The organism is Limosilactobacillus sp. (genome assembly GCF_051873035.1).
Classification (GTDB): domain Bacteria; phylum Bacillota; class Bacilli; order Lactobacillales; family Lactobacillaceae; genus Limosilactobacillus.
Genome location: NZ_JBJEEL010000043.1, coordinates 26,051 through 44,228, shown reverse-complemented (window position 1 = coordinate 44,228; position 18,178 = coordinate 26,051). Strand labels below are relative to the sequence as shown.

13 protein-coding genes are annotated in these 18,178 nt (G+C 46.2%); 7 read left to right on the top strand and 6 right to left on the bottom strand.

The annotated features are described in order from the left end of the window. Nucleotides 1–474 precede the first annotated feature (474 nt). Genes ACI31H_RS03980 through cydC form a run of 4 tightly spaced genes read left to right on the top strand, consistent with a single transcriptional unit; the run spans nt 475 to nt 6,382 of the window. The gene (locus ACI31H_RS03980; protein ID WP_439770704.1) at nt 475–1,908 is read left to right on the top strand and encodes a cytochrome ubiquinol oxidase subunit I; all 1,434 of its coding nucleotides are present in this window, start codon (nt 475–477) and stop codon (nt 1,906–1,908) included. Further along, complete coding sequence (gene cydB, locus ACI31H_RS03975) at nt 1,909–2,925, top strand: cytochrome d ubiquinol oxidase subunit II (RefSeq protein ID WP_439770703.1); 1,017 nt, start codon at nt 1,909–1,911, stop codon at nt 2,923–2,925. It abuts the gene before it with no gap. Further along, on the top strand, nt 2,925–4,634 hold the full coding sequence (gene cydD, locus ACI31H_RS03970; RefSeq protein ID WP_439770702.1) for a thiol reductant ABC exporter subunit CydD: 1,710 nt from the start codon (nt 2,925–2,927) through the stop codon (nt 4,632–4,634). The genes cydB and cydD overlap by 1 nt, the downstream gene beginning before the upstream one ends. Next, a complete protein-coding gene (gene cydC / locus ACI31H_RS03965; protein WP_439770701.1) occupies nt 4,634–6,382 on the top strand; it encodes a thiol reductant ABC exporter subunit CydC in 1,749 nt (582 codons plus the stop codon). Before cydD ends, cydC begins: the two co-directional genes overlap by 1 nt. Before the next feature lie 308 nt (nt 6,383–6,690). Here cydC and ACI31H_RS03960 read toward each other — a convergent pair whose 3' ends face one another. Next, nucleotides 6,691–6,774 carry a polyprenyl synthetase family protein gene (locus ACI31H_RS03960; protein ID WP_439770707.1) on the bottom strand — a complete coding sequence of 28 codons (84 nt, stop codon included), beginning with the start codon at nt 6,772–6,774 and terminating at the stop codon, nt 6,691–6,693. Nucleotides 6,775–6,974: 200 nt separating this feature from the next. Here ACI31H_RS03960 and ACI31H_RS03955 point away from each other — a divergent pair, with 200 nt between their 5' ends. The 3 genes from ACI31H_RS03955 (at nt 6,975) to ACI31H_RS03945 (ending at nt 10,578) form a co-directional block, all read left to right on the top strand. Next, complete coding sequence (locus tag ACI31H_RS03955; protein WP_439770700.1) at nt 6,975–8,195, top strand: NAD(P)/FAD-dependent oxidoreductase; 1,221 nt, start codon at nt 6,975–6,977, stop codon at nt 8,193–8,195. 642 nt (nt 8,196–8,837) lie between these two features. After that, nucleotides 8,838–9,479, top strand: coding sequence for a deoxyribose-phosphate aldolase (gene deoC / locus ACI31H_RS03950; RefSeq protein ID WP_439770699.1), 642 nt, complete (start codon nt 8,838–8,840; stop codon nt 9,477–9,479). A 160-nt stretch (nt 9,480–9,639) separates the two neighbouring features. After that, on the top strand, nt 9,640–10,578 hold the full coding sequence (locus tag ACI31H_RS03945; protein WP_439770698.1) for a sugar-binding transcriptional regulator: 939 nt from the start codon (nt 9,640–9,642) through the stop codon (nt 10,576–10,578). A gap of 134 nt (nt 10,579–10,712) precedes the next feature. Here the strand turns inward: ACI31H_RS03945 and ACI31H_RS03940 are convergent, their stop codons facing one another. From ACI31H_RS03940 to nrdE, 5 genes are all read right to left on the bottom strand, one after another. After that, on the bottom strand, nt 10,713–11,003 hold the full coding sequence (locus tag ACI31H_RS03940) for a hypothetical protein (protein ID WP_439770697.1): 291 nt from the start codon (nt 11,001–11,003) through the stop codon (nt 10,713–10,715). A 169-nt stretch (nt 11,004–11,172) separates the two neighbouring features. Further along, nucleotides 11,173–11,544 (bottom strand): large-conductance mechanosensitive channel protein MscL, encoded by a 372-nt coding sequence (mscL, locus tag ACI31H_RS03935; protein WP_439770696.1) that lies wholly within the window; start codon nt 11,542–11,544, stop codon nt 11,173–11,175. A 279-nt stretch (nt 11,545–11,823) separates the two neighbouring features. Next, nucleotides 11,824–14,457 carry a bifunctional acetaldehyde-CoA/alcohol dehydrogenase gene (gene adhE, locus ACI31H_RS03930; protein WP_439770695.1) on the bottom strand — a complete coding sequence of 878 codons (2,634 nt, stop codon included), beginning with the start codon at nt 14,455–14,457 and terminating at the stop codon, nt 11,824–11,826. A 420-nt stretch (nt 14,458–14,877) separates the two neighbouring features. Continuing rightward, complete coding sequence (gene nrdF, locus ACI31H_RS03925) at nt 14,878–15,897, bottom strand: class 1b ribonucleoside-diphosphate reductase subunit beta (RefSeq protein WP_439770694.1); 1,020 nt, start codon at nt 15,895–15,897, stop codon at nt 14,878–14,880. Nucleotides 15,898–15,983: 86 nt separating this feature from the next. Further along, on the bottom strand, nt 15,984–18,155 hold the full coding sequence (gene nrdE, locus ACI31H_RS03920; protein WP_439770693.1) for a class 1b ribonucleoside-diphosphate reductase subunit alpha: 2,172 nt from the start codon (nt 18,153–18,155) through the stop codon (nt 15,984–15,986). Between the last annotated feature and the right edge of the window lie 23 nt (nt 18,156–18,178).

Below are 18,178 nucleotides of genomic sequence, written 5' to 3'. Positions count from 1 at the left end.
CCTTGATGGGTTTTTCCGTCCACTTAATGTTCAACTTAAATTTTACAATCTGCCGAAAGTAAAAGGGGCGTCGGGCCTGGATAGCTATCCTGGTAAACTGAATAGTCATCTTTTCAAGCAACCAAATGCTCCTTCAGCACAAGCCCAATTTTGGGTACTTAGGTTTATCAAGTAACTTTCTTAGTTTTAACTTATCTTACTCCTAAAATTGAATGTGATCGTGCATTTACTTATAGACCGTTATCCATTGATTGATTGACTTTAACATTAATCAGCCTTTACTGCCTTATTTTATAATGCTTTATCAAGTCCATTTGTTATAAGAACCATATAATAATTAATTAAATTAAGGCCAATTGATGCAAAAACTAATTGGCCTTGAAAGAAAGCGCTTCAAGATGTACACTAAGCTTGTAAATAGCAATTATCGTTGAACACGTGATAAATGAATTACTTGCTGGGAGGGGATTAACAATGGATATTGTTAGTTTAGCTCGTTTCCAGTTTGCAATGACAACGGTTTTTCACTTTTTCTTTGTTCCGTTTTCAATCGGAACAGTGTTTGTCGTTGCAGTGATGGAAACGATGTATGTCCGTACCAAGAACGAGTCATACAAGAAGATGACCAAGTTCTGGGGTAATATTTTTATGCTGAGTTTTGCGGTTGGTGTTGTTACCGGGTTAATTCAAGAGTTCCAATTTGGAATGAATTGGTCTGATTATTCACGGTTCATGGGAGACATTTTCGGTGCCCCACTGGCCTTTGAAGCACTTCTTTCATTCTTTATCGAATCGACCTTTATTGGACTCTGGGTTTTTACCTGGGACCGGGTTAAGAAGGGACTCCACCTCTTCTTTATCTGGATGATCGTCTTCGGGACGATGACTTCAGCCCTGTGGATCTTGACCGCCAATTCCTTTATGCAACATCCAGTTGGCTTTACCATTCGTAATGGTCGGGCCGAAATGGTTAACTTTGGTGCCTTGCTTTCTAACCCACAGGTGATTTTTGAACTGGGTCACGTTTTAATGGGTGCTTTATTGACTGGTGCCACGATTATCGCTGGCTTGACCGCCTTCCAGTTACTAAAGAAGCGGCCTTTGTCGGATGAAAACAAGACAATCTACCACAAGACAATGCGGGTTAGCTTATGGCTGATGCTAATCTTCTCACTGGGTTCCATTACGGTTGGTGATATGCAGATGCAGTACCTAATCAAGGAACAACCGATGAAGTTTGCTGCTACTGAAGCAGTTTATAAGACCACCAAGAGTCCTGCACCATGGACGGTAGTTGGGATTGCCGACTCCAAGACCCATCAAGTCGATGGTAAGGTTGAAATTCCAATGATGTTAAGTGTCCTTTCCTACCATAAGACTTCCGGCTCAGTTACCGGGATGGAAGAGGTTAATGCTCAACTAGAAAAGAAGTACGGCACCCATATTGATGGCCACAAGATGAACTATTACGTTCCAGTTAATACCCTGTTTTGGAGTTTCCGGGTAATGGCCGGTTTTGGTGCGCTATTAGCGCTAGTATCAATTGTTGGCCTGATCATGACCAGAAAAGGCAAGGAGACCCTGTACAACCACCGGTGGGCTTTGTGGGTAATGGCCATTTTGACCTTTGCCCCATTCCTCGCTAATACTGCCGGCTGGCTGATCACTGAGCTTGGTCGGGCGCCATGGACCGTCTATGGTTTATTTACGATCCAACAAAGTGTTTCGCCAAACGTCTCTGTTGCATCGCTATTAACTTCAAATATTATTTACTTCGTTCTCTTTGCCAGCTTAGCGGCTATCCTAATTTATCTGATTATCCGCTTCCTGCGGAATGACCCGGTTGAATTAGAAGCTGCTCAGGCCGACAAAAAGGCAACGGATCCGTTTGCAAAGGGGGCCTTCTAAATGTCATTTCTACAAGCCTTATGGTTCTTATTAATTGGCGTGCTATTTTCTGGCTTCTTCTTCCTCGATGGATTTGACTATGGTGTCGGAATGGCAGTTGGTACGCTTGCCCATAATGAAGGCGAACGTTCCCAGATTATTAGGACGATTGGTCCGGTGTGGGACGGTAATGAGGTATGGTTAATTACCGCCGGTGGTGCCATGTTTGCCTCCTTCCCATACTGGTATGCAACCTTATTTTCTGGTTACTACTTAATCTTGCTATTTATCTTGGTTGGCCTAATTCTGCGGGGTGTTTCATTTGAATTTCGGGCAAAGGGTCCCAATTCTAAGAAGCCAATTTGGGATAAGATTCTAGCATTTTGCAGTTTTTTAGTACCATTCCTCTTTGGGGTAATGTTCATCTCCATGATTAAGGGGATGCCGATTGATGCCGCTGGTAACATCCACGCCCACTTTTTTGACTACTTCAACTGGTTCTCAATTGTTGGGGGGATTGCACTGGCACTGCTAACTTACCTCCATGGTTTAAACTACATTACCCTGAAAACTAAGGGGCCGGTTTCTGAACGGTCACAAAATTACGCCCACGCCTTCTACTGGGTACTATACCTTGGTGAAATTATTTTTGCGCTATTACTACTATTCCAGACCGACTTTATTAAGGTTCACCCGGTCGCAACATTACTTTGCTTAGTATTAATTGTTGGCTTTTCAGTTTGGGCCCACGTCGCAACCTTCCAAGATAAGCAGGGCGTTGCCTTTGCTGCTAGTGGGTTGACGCTGGTTTCACTGGTTGCATTGATCTTCTGTGGACTTTTCCCACGGGTAATGATTTCTTCAATCAGCAGCAAGTTTGACCTGGTAATTCAGAGTGCATCATCATCAAATTACACTTTAATTGTAATGACGATTGCGACTGTTATCTTAGTACCATGTGTACTTGCCTACACAATTTGGGCGTACTGGATTTTCCGAAAACGGATTGAGATGCCTAAGGTTGGGGAGGCTAATTAATGATTGATCCAGAGCTATTTCAACTCGCGGGAGCTAAATCAGTCAGCAAAAGGCTTGCGGGACTTGATGTTCTGCAAGCTTTTTTGATTATTGGCCAAGCACTCGCGTTAAGTGCAGTTGTTACCCATTTGTGGGCGGGGCACCCACTCAACTGGCCAATGCTAGTCGCGTTTGCGGCCTGCTTTACGGGCCGGCAATTATTAGCCTGGCTTAGTGATCGGTGGTTGGATAATTATGCCGGAAAGACTGCCCAGAACTTACGGCAGGCACTTCTTGAAAAACTATTTAAACTAGGACCGGCCCTCGTCCAAAAGCAGGGGACCGGTAGTATGATCACGATGGTCCTCGATGGAATTAGCGAAGTCCGTGAATACATCAAGCTAACCTTCTCAAAGGTGATGACGATGATGATCGTCCCGCTCCTCGTACTAATTGCGACCTGCTTTTTAGACTTACGGTCAGCGGTCATTTTACTGATTATGTATCCGTTAATTGTGATGTTTATGATTATTCTGGGAAAAGCGGCCCAGGCGAGGGCAGAAAAGCAGTTTGGTAACTTTCAGAAATTATCTAATAACTTTATTGATTCGTTACGGGGGATTGATACGTTAAAGTACCTTGGCTTGAGTAAGCGGTATTCGAAGAGCATCTTTACTTCCAGTGAAACTTTCCGGGAGCGGACGATGCGGGTCCTTAAGGTTGCTATGCTATCAACTTTTGCCCTTGACTTCTTCACCACCCTATCAATAGCTGTCATTGCCGTCTATCTTGGCTTTGGCCTGATTAACGGTAAAATCACCCTTTTCCCGGCCCTCGCCGTTTTAATCTTGGCGCCAGAGTACTTTTTACCAATTCGCAACTTTGCGGGTGACTTTCACGCTGCTTTAAATGGGAAAAATGCTTTTAAGCGGATTCACCATCTAATCAATGAGCCAGCAGTACCAGTTGCTGACGTAGAAGTGCACGAATGGCAACCAGATGACCAGCTCCAGCTAACTAACCTTCAATTTAAGTACCCCAATGGGGTGGCAATTAAGCCCCTTTCGTTGCGGATCAAGGGAAATCAAAAAATTGGGATTATCGGGATGAGCGGGGCTGGGAAGACCACTCTTATCAACTTGCTCAGTGGATTCTTAACGCCGACAGCGGGGAAAGTTAGGATCCAGGGACGGTCAACCACGACGTTAGATATTCCTGCTTGGCGGCGTCAGCTACTTTACATTCCCCAAAATCCGTATGTTTTTACCGCCACGTTGCGGGAAAACATTGCCTTTTACACCCCGGACGTCAATGATGACCAGGTATTGAAGGCAATCCATGTTGTTGGCTTAGACGACCTGCTGAAAGACTTGCCGGAGGGCCTTGATACCGTTATCGGTAGTGGCCGCCGGGTACTATCTGGTGGGCAGGCGCAGCGAATTGCATTAGCCCGGGCCTTCCTTGACCAGCAACGGCGGGTGATGATCTTTGATGAACCAACCGCCCACCTCGATATTGAAACAGAAATGGATTTAAAGGAGCGGATGCTGCCGTTAATGGATCACCGGTTAGTCTTCTTTGCTACCCACCGTCTTCACTGGATGAAGCAGATGGACTACATTTTAGTAATGAATCATGGTGAGCTAGTTGAACAGGGGACCTTTGCAGAATTGCAGAAAAAGAATGGTTACTTTATGCGGTTAATGAAGAAAATGCGGGGTGAAAATTAATGTTTAAAAAGGTCCCATTATTACGAGCACTCAGGCATGACCAGTGGGTACGGCCCTACTTACGGCATTACCGGAAAACACTAATCCTCGCAATTACGATTGGGGTGGTGACGTTTGTCTGTGGTGCCGGCTTGATGTTTAGTGCCGGCTTCTTGATTAGCAAGTCAGCCATGCGCCCCGAAAACATCCTCCTGGTTTACGTGCCAATTGTTTTGACCCGGGCATTTGGGATTGCCCGGCCGGCCTTCCGGTACTTAGAGCGGATTATTAGCCATAACTGGGTTTTAAAAATGACCTCCCGACTGCGGCAGAAGTTATATGATACGCTGGAACACGATGCAACGTCATTTAATAGTAAGTACCAGCTGGGTGACATCCTGGGGCTACTGTCAGATGATATCCATCATATCCAGAATCTATACCTCCGGACAATGTTCCCCATGTTTGTGAGTTGGGGATTGTACGCAATCATTGTGGTCGCCCTCGGTATTTTGTCACCATTGATGGGGTTATGGATGCTAGTGGTATTTGGCCTAATGATTTTTGCCATCCCACTATGGTCTGTTCTGGTCAATGGTGCCCGCCAGTCGTATGAAAAGGAAGTTAAGGACCACCTCTATGTTAACCTGACCGATAACGTACTGGGGGTTGCGGACTGGGTCCTGGCCGGTCGTAGTAAGAGCTACCTCCAGTTGCATAATGATAATGAGCAACAATACTTGGCCACTGAACGGGCGATGCATAAGTTTGAACGGTTCCGTGATTTTCTGGTTCAAATGATGATCCTATTGTTAGTCGTTAGTCTTATTATTTGGGGAGCAGGTCGGCTTGGTGGCCAGCCTGGTGGTGCCGCAAACTGGATTGCGGCATTCGTCTTAGCGGCCTTTCCGCTGATTGATGCAATCGCACCGTTGCCCGCGGCTGCCCAGGAAACGAATGTTTATACGGATTCCTTGACCCGGCTAAATAACTTGGACCAGGTGACCACCGCAAGTGAAGAGGTACCAGCAATAAGTGCTCCCTACCAGGTAACTGTTAAGGATCTTCACTACACCTACCCTGGGACGACCCGAGAGGTATTGAAGGGGATCGACCTAACAATCAAACCTGGTGAAAAATTAGCAATCCTTGGACGAAGCGGTGCCGGCAAGAGTACCCTCGCCGCGCTTCTCCGTGGTGACTGGGTACCGACAGGTGGTTCGGTAACCTTAAACGGTATTGATACTAGCAAGTTCCACGACCAGATTACCGACTATATAAGTGTGATTAACCAGCAGCCGTACTTATTCAATACGACCATTGCTAACAATATCCGGCTTGGTAATGAGGAAGCAGCCGATGACCAGGTCTGGGATGTCCTTCGCCGGGTAGGACTGGAAAAAATGGTTAAGGACTTGCCGAATGGGATTGAAACGAAAGTGGATGAAGCCGGATTGCGGTTTTCTGGTGGCGAACGGCACCGGTTAGCACTAGCGCGTATTTTACTTAAGGACACGCCAATTATCCTGCTTGATGAACCAACCGTTGGGCTAGACCCCATCACGGAACAAGCAGTTATTGACACGATTCTTACGCAATTAGCCGGGAAAACGTTAATTTGGATAACCCACCACCTGCAAGGAATTGACCAGGTTGACCAGGTAGTCTTTATAGAAGATGGTCGGCTGGCAATGCAGGGAACCCCAGGTGAATTATGGAAAAATAACCGGCGCTACCAAGAACTAAAAAAGGCCGACCAGGGACGTTAAGTCTGATCAGGCCGCACCATTAAATTGTTTGGTTAAGGAATTTTAGTTATCTTCGTAAGGAAGCGCCGTGACGGATAATCCGACCAGGTAGCCAAGCAGTCGAGTGCCTTTTAGGCGTACCGTCCTGCCAGCTGATGACTTTGCTCTACCGTACCGGTACCTACTGCATATCTTCTACGGTAATTTGGTAACGCTTGGCCAGGAATAGTTGTAAATTTGGAGCAACGATCGTACCCTGTAAGGCTAATAAAAGTAGTGGGGAAGTAGACTACGGCTGTGAGGCCTTTCATTACCGGCTTGTTTAATTACTAACCACCGGTGTAATCAAAAATATCATCGAGTATTTGGAAGGCAATGCCGAGATTTCGGCCGAAGTTGGCGGCAGCAATCACGCGATTTTTAGCAATTGCACCCTGGACCGTTTAATGGTCACTAATTATTTTACCGTTTACTTATCAACAGAATAAGTTATGGATTCATAGGCAGGTGAAGCGGGAAGCGTTAGGCTATGGCGTGTTAATAGGGTCACTGGCTTCGATGATTACTTACTGGGTTGGCGCTTTATTATCAGAAAAAAATTGGAGGGAGAAAAATGAAAAAAATTGTTGTACTTGGTGCTGGTTATGCAGGCCTAAAAACAGTTGTTGAGTTGCAAAAGAAGTTACGGGGACAAGTCGAAATTACCCTTGTTGATGAAAACCCATACCACTATGAGGCAACGGACCTCCATGAAGTTGCGTCTGGTAACTTACCAGCAAGTAAGATTACTTTCCCCATTACGGATGTCTTAAATCCGCAAATAACTACCTTGATTTTGGATCATGTTGACAAGGTTGATCAGGATAAGAAGGTAGTGGAATTAAGCAATCACCAGCCACTGTCTTATGACTACTGCGTCTTTGCGCTCGGCTTTGTATCCGAAACTTTTGGGATCAAGGGGGCAGAAGAAAATAGCCTGCCAATGACCAGTGTCAAGGAGGCTGAAGCAATCCATAGCCACATTATTACCCAGATGAAGGATTATCAAGTAACTAAGGATCCTAATGATCTCAAGATTATCATCTGTGGTGCCGGCTTTACCGGGATTGAATTAGTAGGAGCACTAGCGGATGCCCGGCCACGTTATGCTAAGTTAGCCGGTGTTACGCCAGAGCAAATTGAGCTTCACATCATCGATGCCTCTAAGCGCCTGTTACCAATGTTTAATGAGAAACTAGCAGATTATGGGATTAACTTACTGAAGAAGTTAGATGTTAAGATTACAACTGAGGCACTGATTCAGGAAATTCAACCGGAGACGGTTTTGTACCAATTAGCGGGCGATACTGATGACGGTTCGCTCCACAAGGTTGAAGCAAACACAATTATTTGGACGACCGGGGTCAGTGGTAGCCCGGTGGTTGCCAAATCAGGACTTCAAGCCCGTCGTGGACGGGTAATGGACAGTGAGCATTTAACTGCTCCAGGCAATGATGACATGTACATGGTCGGGGATGTCGCCGCGGTGATGCCACCGGATGGTAAGCGGCCATATCCAACTACTGCCCAGATTGCCCTGTCAATGGCTAATTACGTGGCAAGGGACCTCACCGCCCGGGTAAAGGGGACCGCACGTCCGGCAGTGTACACCTACAAGTCACTAGGGACCGTTGCCTCCGTTGGGAATACCCGTGCCTTTGGGGAAGCCCTTGGTCATTCGTACAAGGGTTATCCTGCTTCAGTCCTTAAGAAGATGATTATGAACAAGTCACTGATGGAACTGGGAGGCTTTAAGGAGCTCTTGGCTAAGGGGCGGTTTGACCTTTACCACTAGAGTTAAATACACATATTAAACGGCGAAGAGAGTGTGGTTTAAGTCCGTTATCTGGCTAAAAATCAACAACGCGGTACACGACTGGGGGGAGTGTGACAGAAGTCGGTTACGACTTCGTCTTCACACCCCCGCGAGCACAAATAGAGGTCCAGAGTTCGGCTTTGCCGGGCTCTGGACCCCATTTGTGTACCGCGTTGTTCGCTTTTGATCTATATAGAGGGATTTATGTCACGTCCCCCCTATTTGTACTCGCGGGGGTGGCAGATAGGACCGCTATCACACTCCCCTTTACCGCTTTACTTTATCAATTATGGTAATTTAGGCGTTTAAGTCTTTCATTGATGTTCAAGCAATGAAAAGCCACGACGCTAGTTACTTTAGTATGGTTTAAATTAAGCTATGTAGAAATAGTTTGAGGAGCTAAGTGGGGACAATGACTATAACGCAGAAAGCAGAGAATATAATCAAACTGGTCAATTATTGTCCGCCTAATATTATATATACATCCTTGGCGCTAACCATATTTTGGTAAAGGAATAGGAACGACCCTCGCAAAAATATTTTACAATATTTCATATAGTATTGAACAATTGTAAAATAAATGTTATGATCAAAATGGAAAAAATAAGGAGATGAACCACAATGAAGTTAAACCAATACATTGATCATACATTACTGAGCCCTGAAGCAACCGAAGACCAAGTCGCGACCGTTATTCAGCAGGCGATTGAAAATCATTTCCATACGGTAATGATTAACCCCTACTGGGTGGCTAAGACCCACCAGGCCTTAAAGGGGACCGACGTGGTAACGGCGACCGTAATTGGCTTCCCACTCGGGGCCACGACCACGGCCACCAAGGTCTTTGAAACCCAGCAAGCAATTAAAGACGGGGTGGACGAGGTCGACATGGTAATGAACATCGGTGAAATGAAGGCCGGCCATTTTGATAAGGTGGCTGCTGATATCCAGGCAGTGGTTAAAGTTGGTCACGAGGCTCACAAGGTGGTTAAGGTAATCATTGAAACGGCCCTCTTGACTGATGAAGAGATCACCAAGGCATCGGAAATCGTTGCTAAGGCTGGTGCAGACTTCGTTAAGACCTCCACTGGCTTTTCCACCTGGGGCGCCGCGGTTCACGATGTTGAATTAATGTCAGCCGCGGTTGCGGGGACTGCTACCCAGGTAAAGGCTTCTGGTGGAATTCACAGTGCAGAAGAGGCAGTGGCGATGATCAAAGCTTTAGGGGTAAGCCACAGTATGCAAGTAATCGGTAAAGAATAATAAAATGGAAGAAGACCATGCGTTAAGGTCGGTAGCATGATAAATTGGCACCAGGTGTTCGAAGAATCAGAATATCTGGTGCCAATTTGCGTATGCGGGATATGAGGAGTTTTTGCCCCAGCTGTTTGCTATACTAGTTAAGATGAGAGGAGTTAAAAAGATGGATAGTGAAAAACAAATTCGACAGGCGGTAGCGGTTAGTAAACTATACTATCTTGAAGGGGCTACGCAGGCAGAAATTGCGGCTAAGTTAAAGATTTCCCGGCCAACGATTTCTCGGGCACTGCAGTATGCACGTGACCACCAAATCGTCCGGATTCAAGTTACCGATCCCTTTGCCGATGTTACTACGCTAGCCCGGCAGTTGGAAAATAAGTATGGTCTAAAAAAGGTGGTCATTGCGACACCCAAGAGTGCGGATGAGAAGGATATTTTAGCGGCGTTGGGCCAGGCAGCGGCGACTTATTTGCCAGCGGTAGTGGTTGATAACGACGTTTTAGGAATAAGTTGGGGTCGCACACTCGACGCGGTAGCCACCCACTTAACGGAAAGTGAACGGCAGGGCGTCAAAATCACCTACCTCAAGGGAACCGTTGCTAACTCAACCCGGAATAACTACGTCGTTGACGTTACCAAGCACTTTAATAAGAGCTTTCATACCCAGGCCCAGATTTTACCGTTACCAGTTATCTTTGCCAACCGGCAGGTGAAGGAAATGGTTACGCAGGACCGCTTCATTAATGCCGTTCTAACTACTATGATGAGCACGACCGTGGCCCTATTTACTGTGGGTACCACGGCCCCCGACGCCACCCTCTTTACCCTCGGTTACTTATCGCCGCAAGAAGTTGAACAGCTCCGTCAAGCAGCAGTGGGCGATATTATTTCCCAATTTGTGGATCCGAAGGGGCAGCTAGTTGATAAGGACCTCACGGCGCGGACCATGGCAATGCCACTTGACCACTTGCGAAATATTCGGGAGTCAATTCTAATTGCCGGTGGCGTAAAAAAATTACCGGCAATTCGGGCGGCCTTAGCGGGGCAGTATGCGAATACCCTCGTTACTGACCTCAACAATGCTCAGCGACTGTTGAAATAACCTAAGTGTTCCTATTTCGTCATACCGTAACAGCGTTACTTAATGTGAATATGTGAAATAAAAAGAAGAGGCTAGGAAAATTTATCTTTTCCTAGCCTCATCGTCTTTATCGGCTTGTCTATGAGTAATACTTATTAGTGACTGCCAGCATGGTGAACGTTGCTACCAACGGAATTGGACCGGTATCCGTAGTAGAATTGCAGGATTGCAACTACGATATTGATCCAGTTGATGGCCGTAAACCAACCGGTAACCCCACCACTTGCATGGTCTGATAGGTATAATACCAAGAAACCGATAACAATTGCGCAAACGTTAATCCAAGCAAAGGTCTTTTGTAAAGATTGATCATCGAGTCTAAACCACATCCAGACAACATTAATAACAAACCAGATGGCCAGAATCCAGAATACAATGTTAAACATAAGACATCCCTCCTTAGATCAGATTGCAACCAATGATTAATAAAATTATAGTGTTATATAATTTTATTAATCACCTTAAGTATAACAAAAGCATTTATGAACGCAAGGGTTCTAACTAAACATGGTAAAAAAGATTGCCTAATTGGGTCACCGTATTAAACGGGAACCACTATTTTTGTTCCTGCTTTTTTAGGAGGCTCACAATCTCTTTAAGGTACTGCTCTTCAGCACTAGGGGCCTCAGCGGGCGTTGCTTTTTTATGAAATTGATTAATCCCCTTAACCAGGAGGAAGACCACAAAAGCAATAATTAGGAAGTTAATAACGGCATTGAGGAAAAGGCCGTATTTAAACTGGGCGTCACCAACGGTAAAGACTAGTCCCGTTAAGTCAATTTTGCCGATGAAAAGGCCGATAAGCGGATTGAGCAGGTTATCGACGAGGGACTTAACAATTGAGGTAAAAGCGGCACCGATGATAATCCCCACGGCCATGTCCACAACGCTGCCGCGGGCAATGAAATCCTTAAATTCTTTGAGCATGTAATGATCCTCCTATATTAGTTTTAGTAACTAAATTTTATCAGTTGGGATTGGTACAGCTCAATTTCCCGGACCATCCTTAATGTAATATTAAAAGGGGATAGAAGTCATTTATGATCACTATAGACCGGCTACTACCGTAAAACATAAAAAGGCGGCCAGCGTTCAGATATTCCGAATGCTGGCTGCCTTTTGTGTCGTCTACCGGCAACTTGTTAGTCATAGAACGGACCTAAGTCACCGTTCATTTAAAACTGGGTTGATTGATTTGGTAATTAGTTAGTTTTCTTCAACTCCGGTACCATCGTAGCAGCGTTCAAGGAGTTCCTTGAGTTGGCTAACTAGTGGTTCAACCGGGTTGGTAGTTGTACATTGATCCTCGTAGGCTTCAACGGCCAGTTGGTCAACGACCTTATCGAATTGTTCACGGGTAACACCGTTGGCCTTTAGGCTAAGGGTGACACCACATTCGTGAGCAACGTCGATGTACTTTTGGGCATATGCTTCAGCCAATTCTTCGTCAGAGTTACCCTTCAGGCCGATGAACCGTGCTAAGTCCGCATAGTCCTTAGTTGCGTGGTAAGTTTCGTAGTGTGGCCAGAGGGCTAACTTTTGTGGCCGTTTAGCGTTAAAGCGAATTACTTGTGGCATGGCGATGGCAATCAGCAGACCGTGCGGCAGGCCAAAGGCACCACCCATCTTGTGGGCCAAGGAGTGGTTAATCCCCAGGAAGGCTTGACCAAAGGCCATTCCGGCCATCGTGGAGAAGTTGTGCATCTTTTGCCGTGCGTAGAGGTCGCCCTTAACCGACTTTGGTAGGTATTCCATGGCACCCTTAACGGTTTGTAGTGACCAACCACGAGTGTAGTCGGTGGCCATTACGGAAACGTACGATTCAGTGGCGTGGCAGATAACATCTAACCCCGTGTAAGCAGTCGTCTTTGCCGGAACAGTTTCGACGAATTGGGGGTCGACGATGGCGATGTTAGGTGTCAGGGCGTAGTCAGCTAATGGGTACTTGATGTGGGTCTTAGAGTCAGTAATAACCGCAAATGGTGTTACTTCAGAACCCGTACCGGAAGTAGTCGGGATCCCAATCAGTTGTGACTTTTCTGGCTTCTTAATTTGGTAAGCCCGCTTCCGAATATCCAAGTACTTTTGCATAACCCCGTACCAGGAAGTTTCGGGGTGTTCATAGAACATCCACATTGCCTTGGCGGCATCCATCGGTGAACCACCACCGAGGGCGATAATGGTGTCCGGCTTGAAGTCGTTCATCATGGCAACACCCTTTTCAACGGTGTTCGTAGATGGGTCTTCTTCGACGTCATCAAAGACGAGGAACGGTGTTTCGTTTTGCCGCAGCCGTAACTGGTCGATGACTCGTTGGACGTAACCACGCTTGCTCATTCCAGGGCCGGTAACAATGAAGGCCCGATTAATGTTTGGAATGTCGCGCAATTCTTTTAGTGAATTCCGCTGAAAGTATACTTTTGGGGGAATCTTAACCCATTGCCGGTTTTCACGCCGCTTAGCGATCACCTTGATGTTTAAGAGGTCCCAGTCGGTCACGTTGTGGGAAACCGAGTTACCACCATAAGAACCGGTACCAAGGGTCAGGGATGGGGTCATGTTGTTGTAGATGTTACCAATCCCACCGATACCAGATGGTGAGTTAACGATAATCCGGGAAGCCCGCATTTCCAGCCCGTACTTGGTTGCCAGGTCATCATTAAGGGTGTGGATAGCCGCGGTGTGACCTTCACCACCGTAGTGGAGCAATTGTCGGCAGATATCAAAGGCATTTTCTTGTGAGCTAGCCCGGTACATGGTCAAAACGGGGGAAAGCTTTTCGGCCGACAGTGGGTAATCGTCACCAACACCGTCGATTTCGGCGATTAAGACCTTGGTGTTATCCGGCACGTTCTTCAGACCACACATTTCGGCAATGGCGTTAGCGGAACGACCAGCGATTGGTCCCCGTACTTGGTGCCGCTGTGGGTCAATGAAACCGTCGGAGAAGGTTTGCAATTCATCCGGTTTAACGAAGTAGCAGTTCCACTTCTTAAATTCTTCCTTAACTTGGTCATAGATTTCATCATCAACCACGACCGAGTTTTCAGAAGCACAGATCATCCCGTTATCAAAGGTCTTGGAAAGGACGATGTCGTAAACAGACCGTTCGATGTTAGCAGTCTTTTCAATGTAGGCCGGACCGTTACCAGGACCAACCCCTAGTGCCGGATTACCGGAACTGTAGGCAGCCTTAACTAAGCCTGGGCCACCGGTAGCCAGAATGGTGGCGATGTTTGGATGTTGCAGCAGGGCATTCGTATTTTCACGGCTGCATTGTGGGATCCATTGGATCATGTTCTTTGGAGCACCGGCCTTTTCAGCGGCTTCCTGAAGAATCTTAGCGGTCTTGACCGAAGATTCAAATGCTTGTGGGTGGAAAGAGAAGATAATCGTGTTCCGGGTCTTAGCGGAGATGATAGACTTAAAGATCGTGGTCGAAGTGGGGTTGGTAACTGGAACCACGCCCGCAATGATCCCCAGTGGGTCAGCGATCGTAATCGTTTGGTCTTCGTCATTGTCCTCGATGATACCAACGGTGTGGTCATGGCGAATGTTGTTCCAAATGTATTCACTGGCGTAAATGTTCTTAATAGCCTTATCTTCGGCGACCCCACGGCCAGTCTCCTTCGCGGCGTCCACGGCTAGATCCATGTGATGCTCTTCCGCTGCCAGGGCCATTTCCTGGCAGATCTTATCAACTTGTTCTTGTGTAAAGTTACGCAATTGGTCAAAAGCAACTTGGCTCTTTTGAACTAGTCCGTTGATTAGCTCTTGGGCTGCTTGTTGCTTATCTTGCTCGGTTTGTTGTTCAACTTGATGCTTTTTTGAAGTTGCCATAATCAAGTTTCTCCTTCGTCTCTTAAGAATGCTTGTTAACTTTTGAACATGCTTATAATACAACGAGTGGGAGCCCTTTGCAACAGTTTTGTGATCACGTGAACAATGGTTGCAATTAATGAAGGCGTTTCCAATTAAGTGCTATCAATACTGCAATGACAACAAAAAAGATTGGTATAAATTTGGACTATGCCAATTTTGAGCAAACGGTTGCACAAAGCAAAAATTATCAGGTGTTCACAATAATTAAATAGGCCCTAAAAAGGAATGAATGACTTCGTAGTCATGCCATGTAGCTCGCCACCTTACGAGCATAAATAAGCCCCAAGCATTCGGCCTTCCGAGTGCTTGGGGCTATTTGTGTATTAACTTTTAATCGATATAACCGACTTGCGCCAGTATCGCTTATTTATTATGGCCTTAGTCACGGGTATTCGGATCCTTGCCAGCGTTTGGATCCATAATGTGGTAATCATCATCCTTCATCGCTTCAACTTTACCAAGCCGGTAACCATTACCGACCTGACTAAAGAAGTCGTGGTTAACGGTAGAGGTGGAAATCCCGTTCATAACGACGGGGTTCACATCAGCAGCCGTGTCGGGGAATAGTGGGTCTTGTCCCAGGTTCATCAGGGCCTTGTTGGCATTGTAACGGATAAAGGTTAAGACGTCATCAGTCCAGCCAATTTGGTCGTATAACAGGTGGGTGTACTTTTCTTCATTATCGTAAAGGTCGTAAAGGAAGTTGTACAGCCAGTCTTTCATGTCCTGTTGTTGTTTTTCGGTTCGGTCGTGTAAACCAAGTTGGAACTTGTAGCCGATGTAGGTCCCGTGGACTGATTCGTCCCGCAAGATTAACTTAATAATCTCGGCAACGTTGTTTAACTTGTTGTGTCCCAGGTAGTACAGGGGCGTGTAGAAGCCAGAGTAGAAGAGGAAGGTTTCCAAAAAGACGTTGGCCACCTTTTTCTTGAGTGGGTCCTCATCAGGGTCAAGGTACATATTGGCAATCTTAGTAGCCTTATTTTGTAAGAACTCTTCGGTATCTGACCAGTTAAAAATCTCGCTAATTTCGTCAGGGGTATTTAGCGTTGAGAAAATGGTGGAATAACTCTTGGCATGGACTGATTCCATGAACTGAATATTATTCAGCACCGCTGTCTCGTGCGGGGTCCGAACGTCTTGCTTTAATGCCGTTAACCCGGCTTCCGATTGAACGGTATCTAGCAGGGTTAGACCACCAAAAACGTGACCAACCGTCCAGCGGTGGTCATCATCTAACTCCCGCCAGTCATCCAAGTCGTTGGAGACAGGGATTCGGGTATCTAGCCAGAACTGCTCCGTTAATTTTTCCCAAGTGGCCTTATCGATCATATCGGAAACTTCATTCCAGTTAATGGCCTTATATTGCTCTAATGGTTTAAATTTTTCAAGTTTCATTTAATTAGCCTGCTCCTTAAAATAACTAACTAATTTTTTAATGGTAAAAAGATGCATTCAAATTCTAGCAATGATTTATCGCAAAATCAAATTACACAGCTTTCGCACTGGTTAGCACCAATCTCGTCGTTGTCATCAGTAAAGGTCCGGATGTAGTAAATCGACTTGACCCCATGTTGGTAAGCGTAGTGCCGTAAGATATTTAGGTCCCGGGTGGTCATCTTGTTAGTCCGCCCGTTTTTCCATTCATATAAACCAGCCGGGATGGTTGACCGCATGAAAAGGGTCATTGACATGGACTGGTCGACGTGTTCCTGAGCGGCAGCGTAAGTATCGATTACCTTACGCATGTCGATGTCATAGGCGGATTGGTAGTAAGGCATCGTGTCGTTTGAAAGGTATGGTGCTGGGTAGTAGATTTTACCGATCATCTTTTCCTGGCGTTCTTCAACCCGGTTGATGATCGGGGTCAAGCTTGCCGTGGAGTCATTAATGTAAGAGGTGGAGCCATTCGGGGCGACGGCCAGCCGGTATTCATTGTAAAGACCATCTTTCATGACATCAGCGCGCAGCTTTTGCCAATCAGCGGGGCCAGGAATGAAGATCCCCTTGAAGAGGTCCTTAACCACGTCGGAGTGTGGGCCCCAATCCTTATTTACGTACTTATCAAAGTAAGAACCGTCAGCATACTTACTTTTCGCAAAGTTATGGAAAGTTTCCTGCCGTTCACGGGCAATTTCATTAGAAGCAACTAATGACCAGTAGTTTAGCAACATGAAGTAGACACCGGTAAATTCAATGGCGACGGGGCTCCCGTATTGAATGTGGTTCTTAGCAAGGTAACTGTGGAGCCCCATGGCACCGAGGCCGACCGAGTGGGCGAGTGCGTTGCCCCGTTTGATACTTGGGACCACGTCCAGGCTTTCGACATCACTAATGTGGGTTAGTCCCCGCATCATTGCGCGGATGGACCGACCAAAGTCAGGGCTTTCCATCATGTTAGCAATATTAGTGGACCCCAGGTTGCAGCTAATGTCGGTTCCCAAAGTTTCGTAAGATTGGTCATCGGCAACCTTGGAAGGTACCTGAACCTGGGCAATTTCGGAACAGAGGTTACTCATCACGATCTTACCGTCAATCGGGTTAGTCCGGTTTTCGGTATCAATGTTAATGATGTAAGGATAACCGGATTCCTGCTGGAGTTTACTGATTTCATCCTCCAGGTCCCGGGCATTAAGCTTCTTCTTGTGGATTTCGTCATTAGCAACCATGTTGTCATATTCCTTAGTAATGTCGACATAGGAGAAGGGGACGCCATAGACCCGTTGGACATCATAGGGACTGAAAAGGTAGATATCTTGATCCTTTTCGACTAACTCGTAGAACTTATCAGGGACGGTGATTCCTAGTGAGAGGGTCTTAAGACGAATCTTTTCATCAGCATTTTCCTTTTTTGCACCAAGAAATTCGATGATATCAGGGTGGAAGACGCTTAGGTAGACGACCCCGGCCCCTTGGCGCTGCCCTAGCTGGTTAGAATAGGAAAAACTATCTTCGAGCAGCTTCATTACGGGAACGACCCCGCTGGCCGCACCTTTAATCTTCTTAATCGGCGCCCCGGCCTCCCGGAGGTTACTGAGGTTAATCCCCACACCGCCACCGATTTTCGAAAGTTGTAGGGCGGAATTAATGGTCCGGCCGATGGTGTTCATGTCATCAGTCGTCTGGATGGCAAAACAGGAAACAAATTCCCCCCGCCGCTTACGACCAACATTAAGGAAGGTTGGGGTTGCCGGTTGGTAGCGCTGGTGAACAATTTCATCAGCGAGGTCCATCGCGAGGTTCTCATCACCATCAGCCAGGTAGAGAGCATTCATTGCTACCCGGTCAATGTAGTTTTCCAGATAGTATTCCTTATCATTAGTTCGAAGGGCGTATTGAGCATAGAATTTATAGGCGGCCATGAAGGAATGAAAGTGAAAATCCTGCGCCTTAAGGTAGTCATAAAGTTTTTCGATGAAATGAAAGTCATATTGGTTAATAAATGCTTCTTCGATGTAGTCGTGATCAATTAACCATTCAAAACGTTCCTTTAAGGAAGCAAAGTGCTTTGTGTTAGGGCGGACGTTATGTTCGATAAAGTCACTTAAGGCCTCCTTATCTTTATCAAGTTGAATTTTACCGTCGCGGGGAATGTTGACTTCGTTATTAAGGTCGAAGTATTTTACCTTGGTAATATCAATATCGGATAAGGCCATGTTAAAAACTCTCTTTCTAAATT

What these genes read in the sequence shown, in the direction of transcription:
- ACI31H_RS03980 (WP_439770704.1), top strand. Translation starts at nt 475, where the DNA reads ATGGATATTGTTAGTTTAGCTCGTTTCCAGTTTGCAATGACAACGGTT.
- cydB (WP_439770703.1), top strand. Translation starts at nt 1,909, where the DNA reads ATGTCATTTCTACAAGCCTTATGGTTCTTATTAATTGGCGTGCTATTT.
- cydD (WP_439770702.1), top strand. Translation starts at nt 2,925, where the DNA reads ATGATTGATCCAGAGCTATTTCAACTCGCGGGAGCTAAATCAGTCAGC.
- cydC (WP_439770701.1), top strand. Translation starts at nt 4,634, where the DNA reads ATGTTTAAAAAGGTCCCATTATTACGAGCACTCAGGCATGACCAGTGG.
- ACI31H_RS03955 (WP_439770700.1), top strand. Translation starts at nt 6,975, where the DNA reads ATGAAAAAAATTGTTGTACTTGGTGCTGGTTATGCAGGCCTAAAAACA.
- deoC (WP_439770699.1), top strand. Translation starts at nt 8,838, where the DNA reads ATGAAGTTAAACCAATACATTGATCATACATTACTGAGCCCTGAAGCA.
- ACI31H_RS03945 (WP_439770698.1), top strand. Translation starts at nt 9,640, where the DNA reads ATGGATAGTGAAAAACAAATTCGACAGGCGGTAGCGGTTAGTAAACTA.
- ACI31H_RS03940 (WP_439770697.1), bottom strand. Translation starts at nt 11,003, where the DNA reads ATGTTTAACATTGTATTCTGGATTCTGGCCATCTGGTTTGTTATTAAT.
- mscL (WP_439770696.1), bottom strand. Translation starts at nt 11,544, where the DNA reads ATGCTCAAAGAATTTAAGGATTTCATTGCCCGCGGCAGCGTTGTGGAC.
- adhE (WP_439770695.1), bottom strand. Translation starts at nt 14,457, where the DNA reads ATGGCAACTTCAAAAAAGCATCAAGTTGAACAACAAACCGAGCAAGAT.
- nrdF (WP_439770694.1), bottom strand. Translation starts at nt 15,897, where the DNA reads ATGAAACTTGAAAAATTTAAACCATTAGAGCAATATAAGGCCATTAAC.
- nrdE (WP_439770693.1), bottom strand. Translation starts at nt 18,155, where the DNA reads ATGGCCTTATCCGATATTGATATTACCAAGGTAAAATACTTCGACCTT.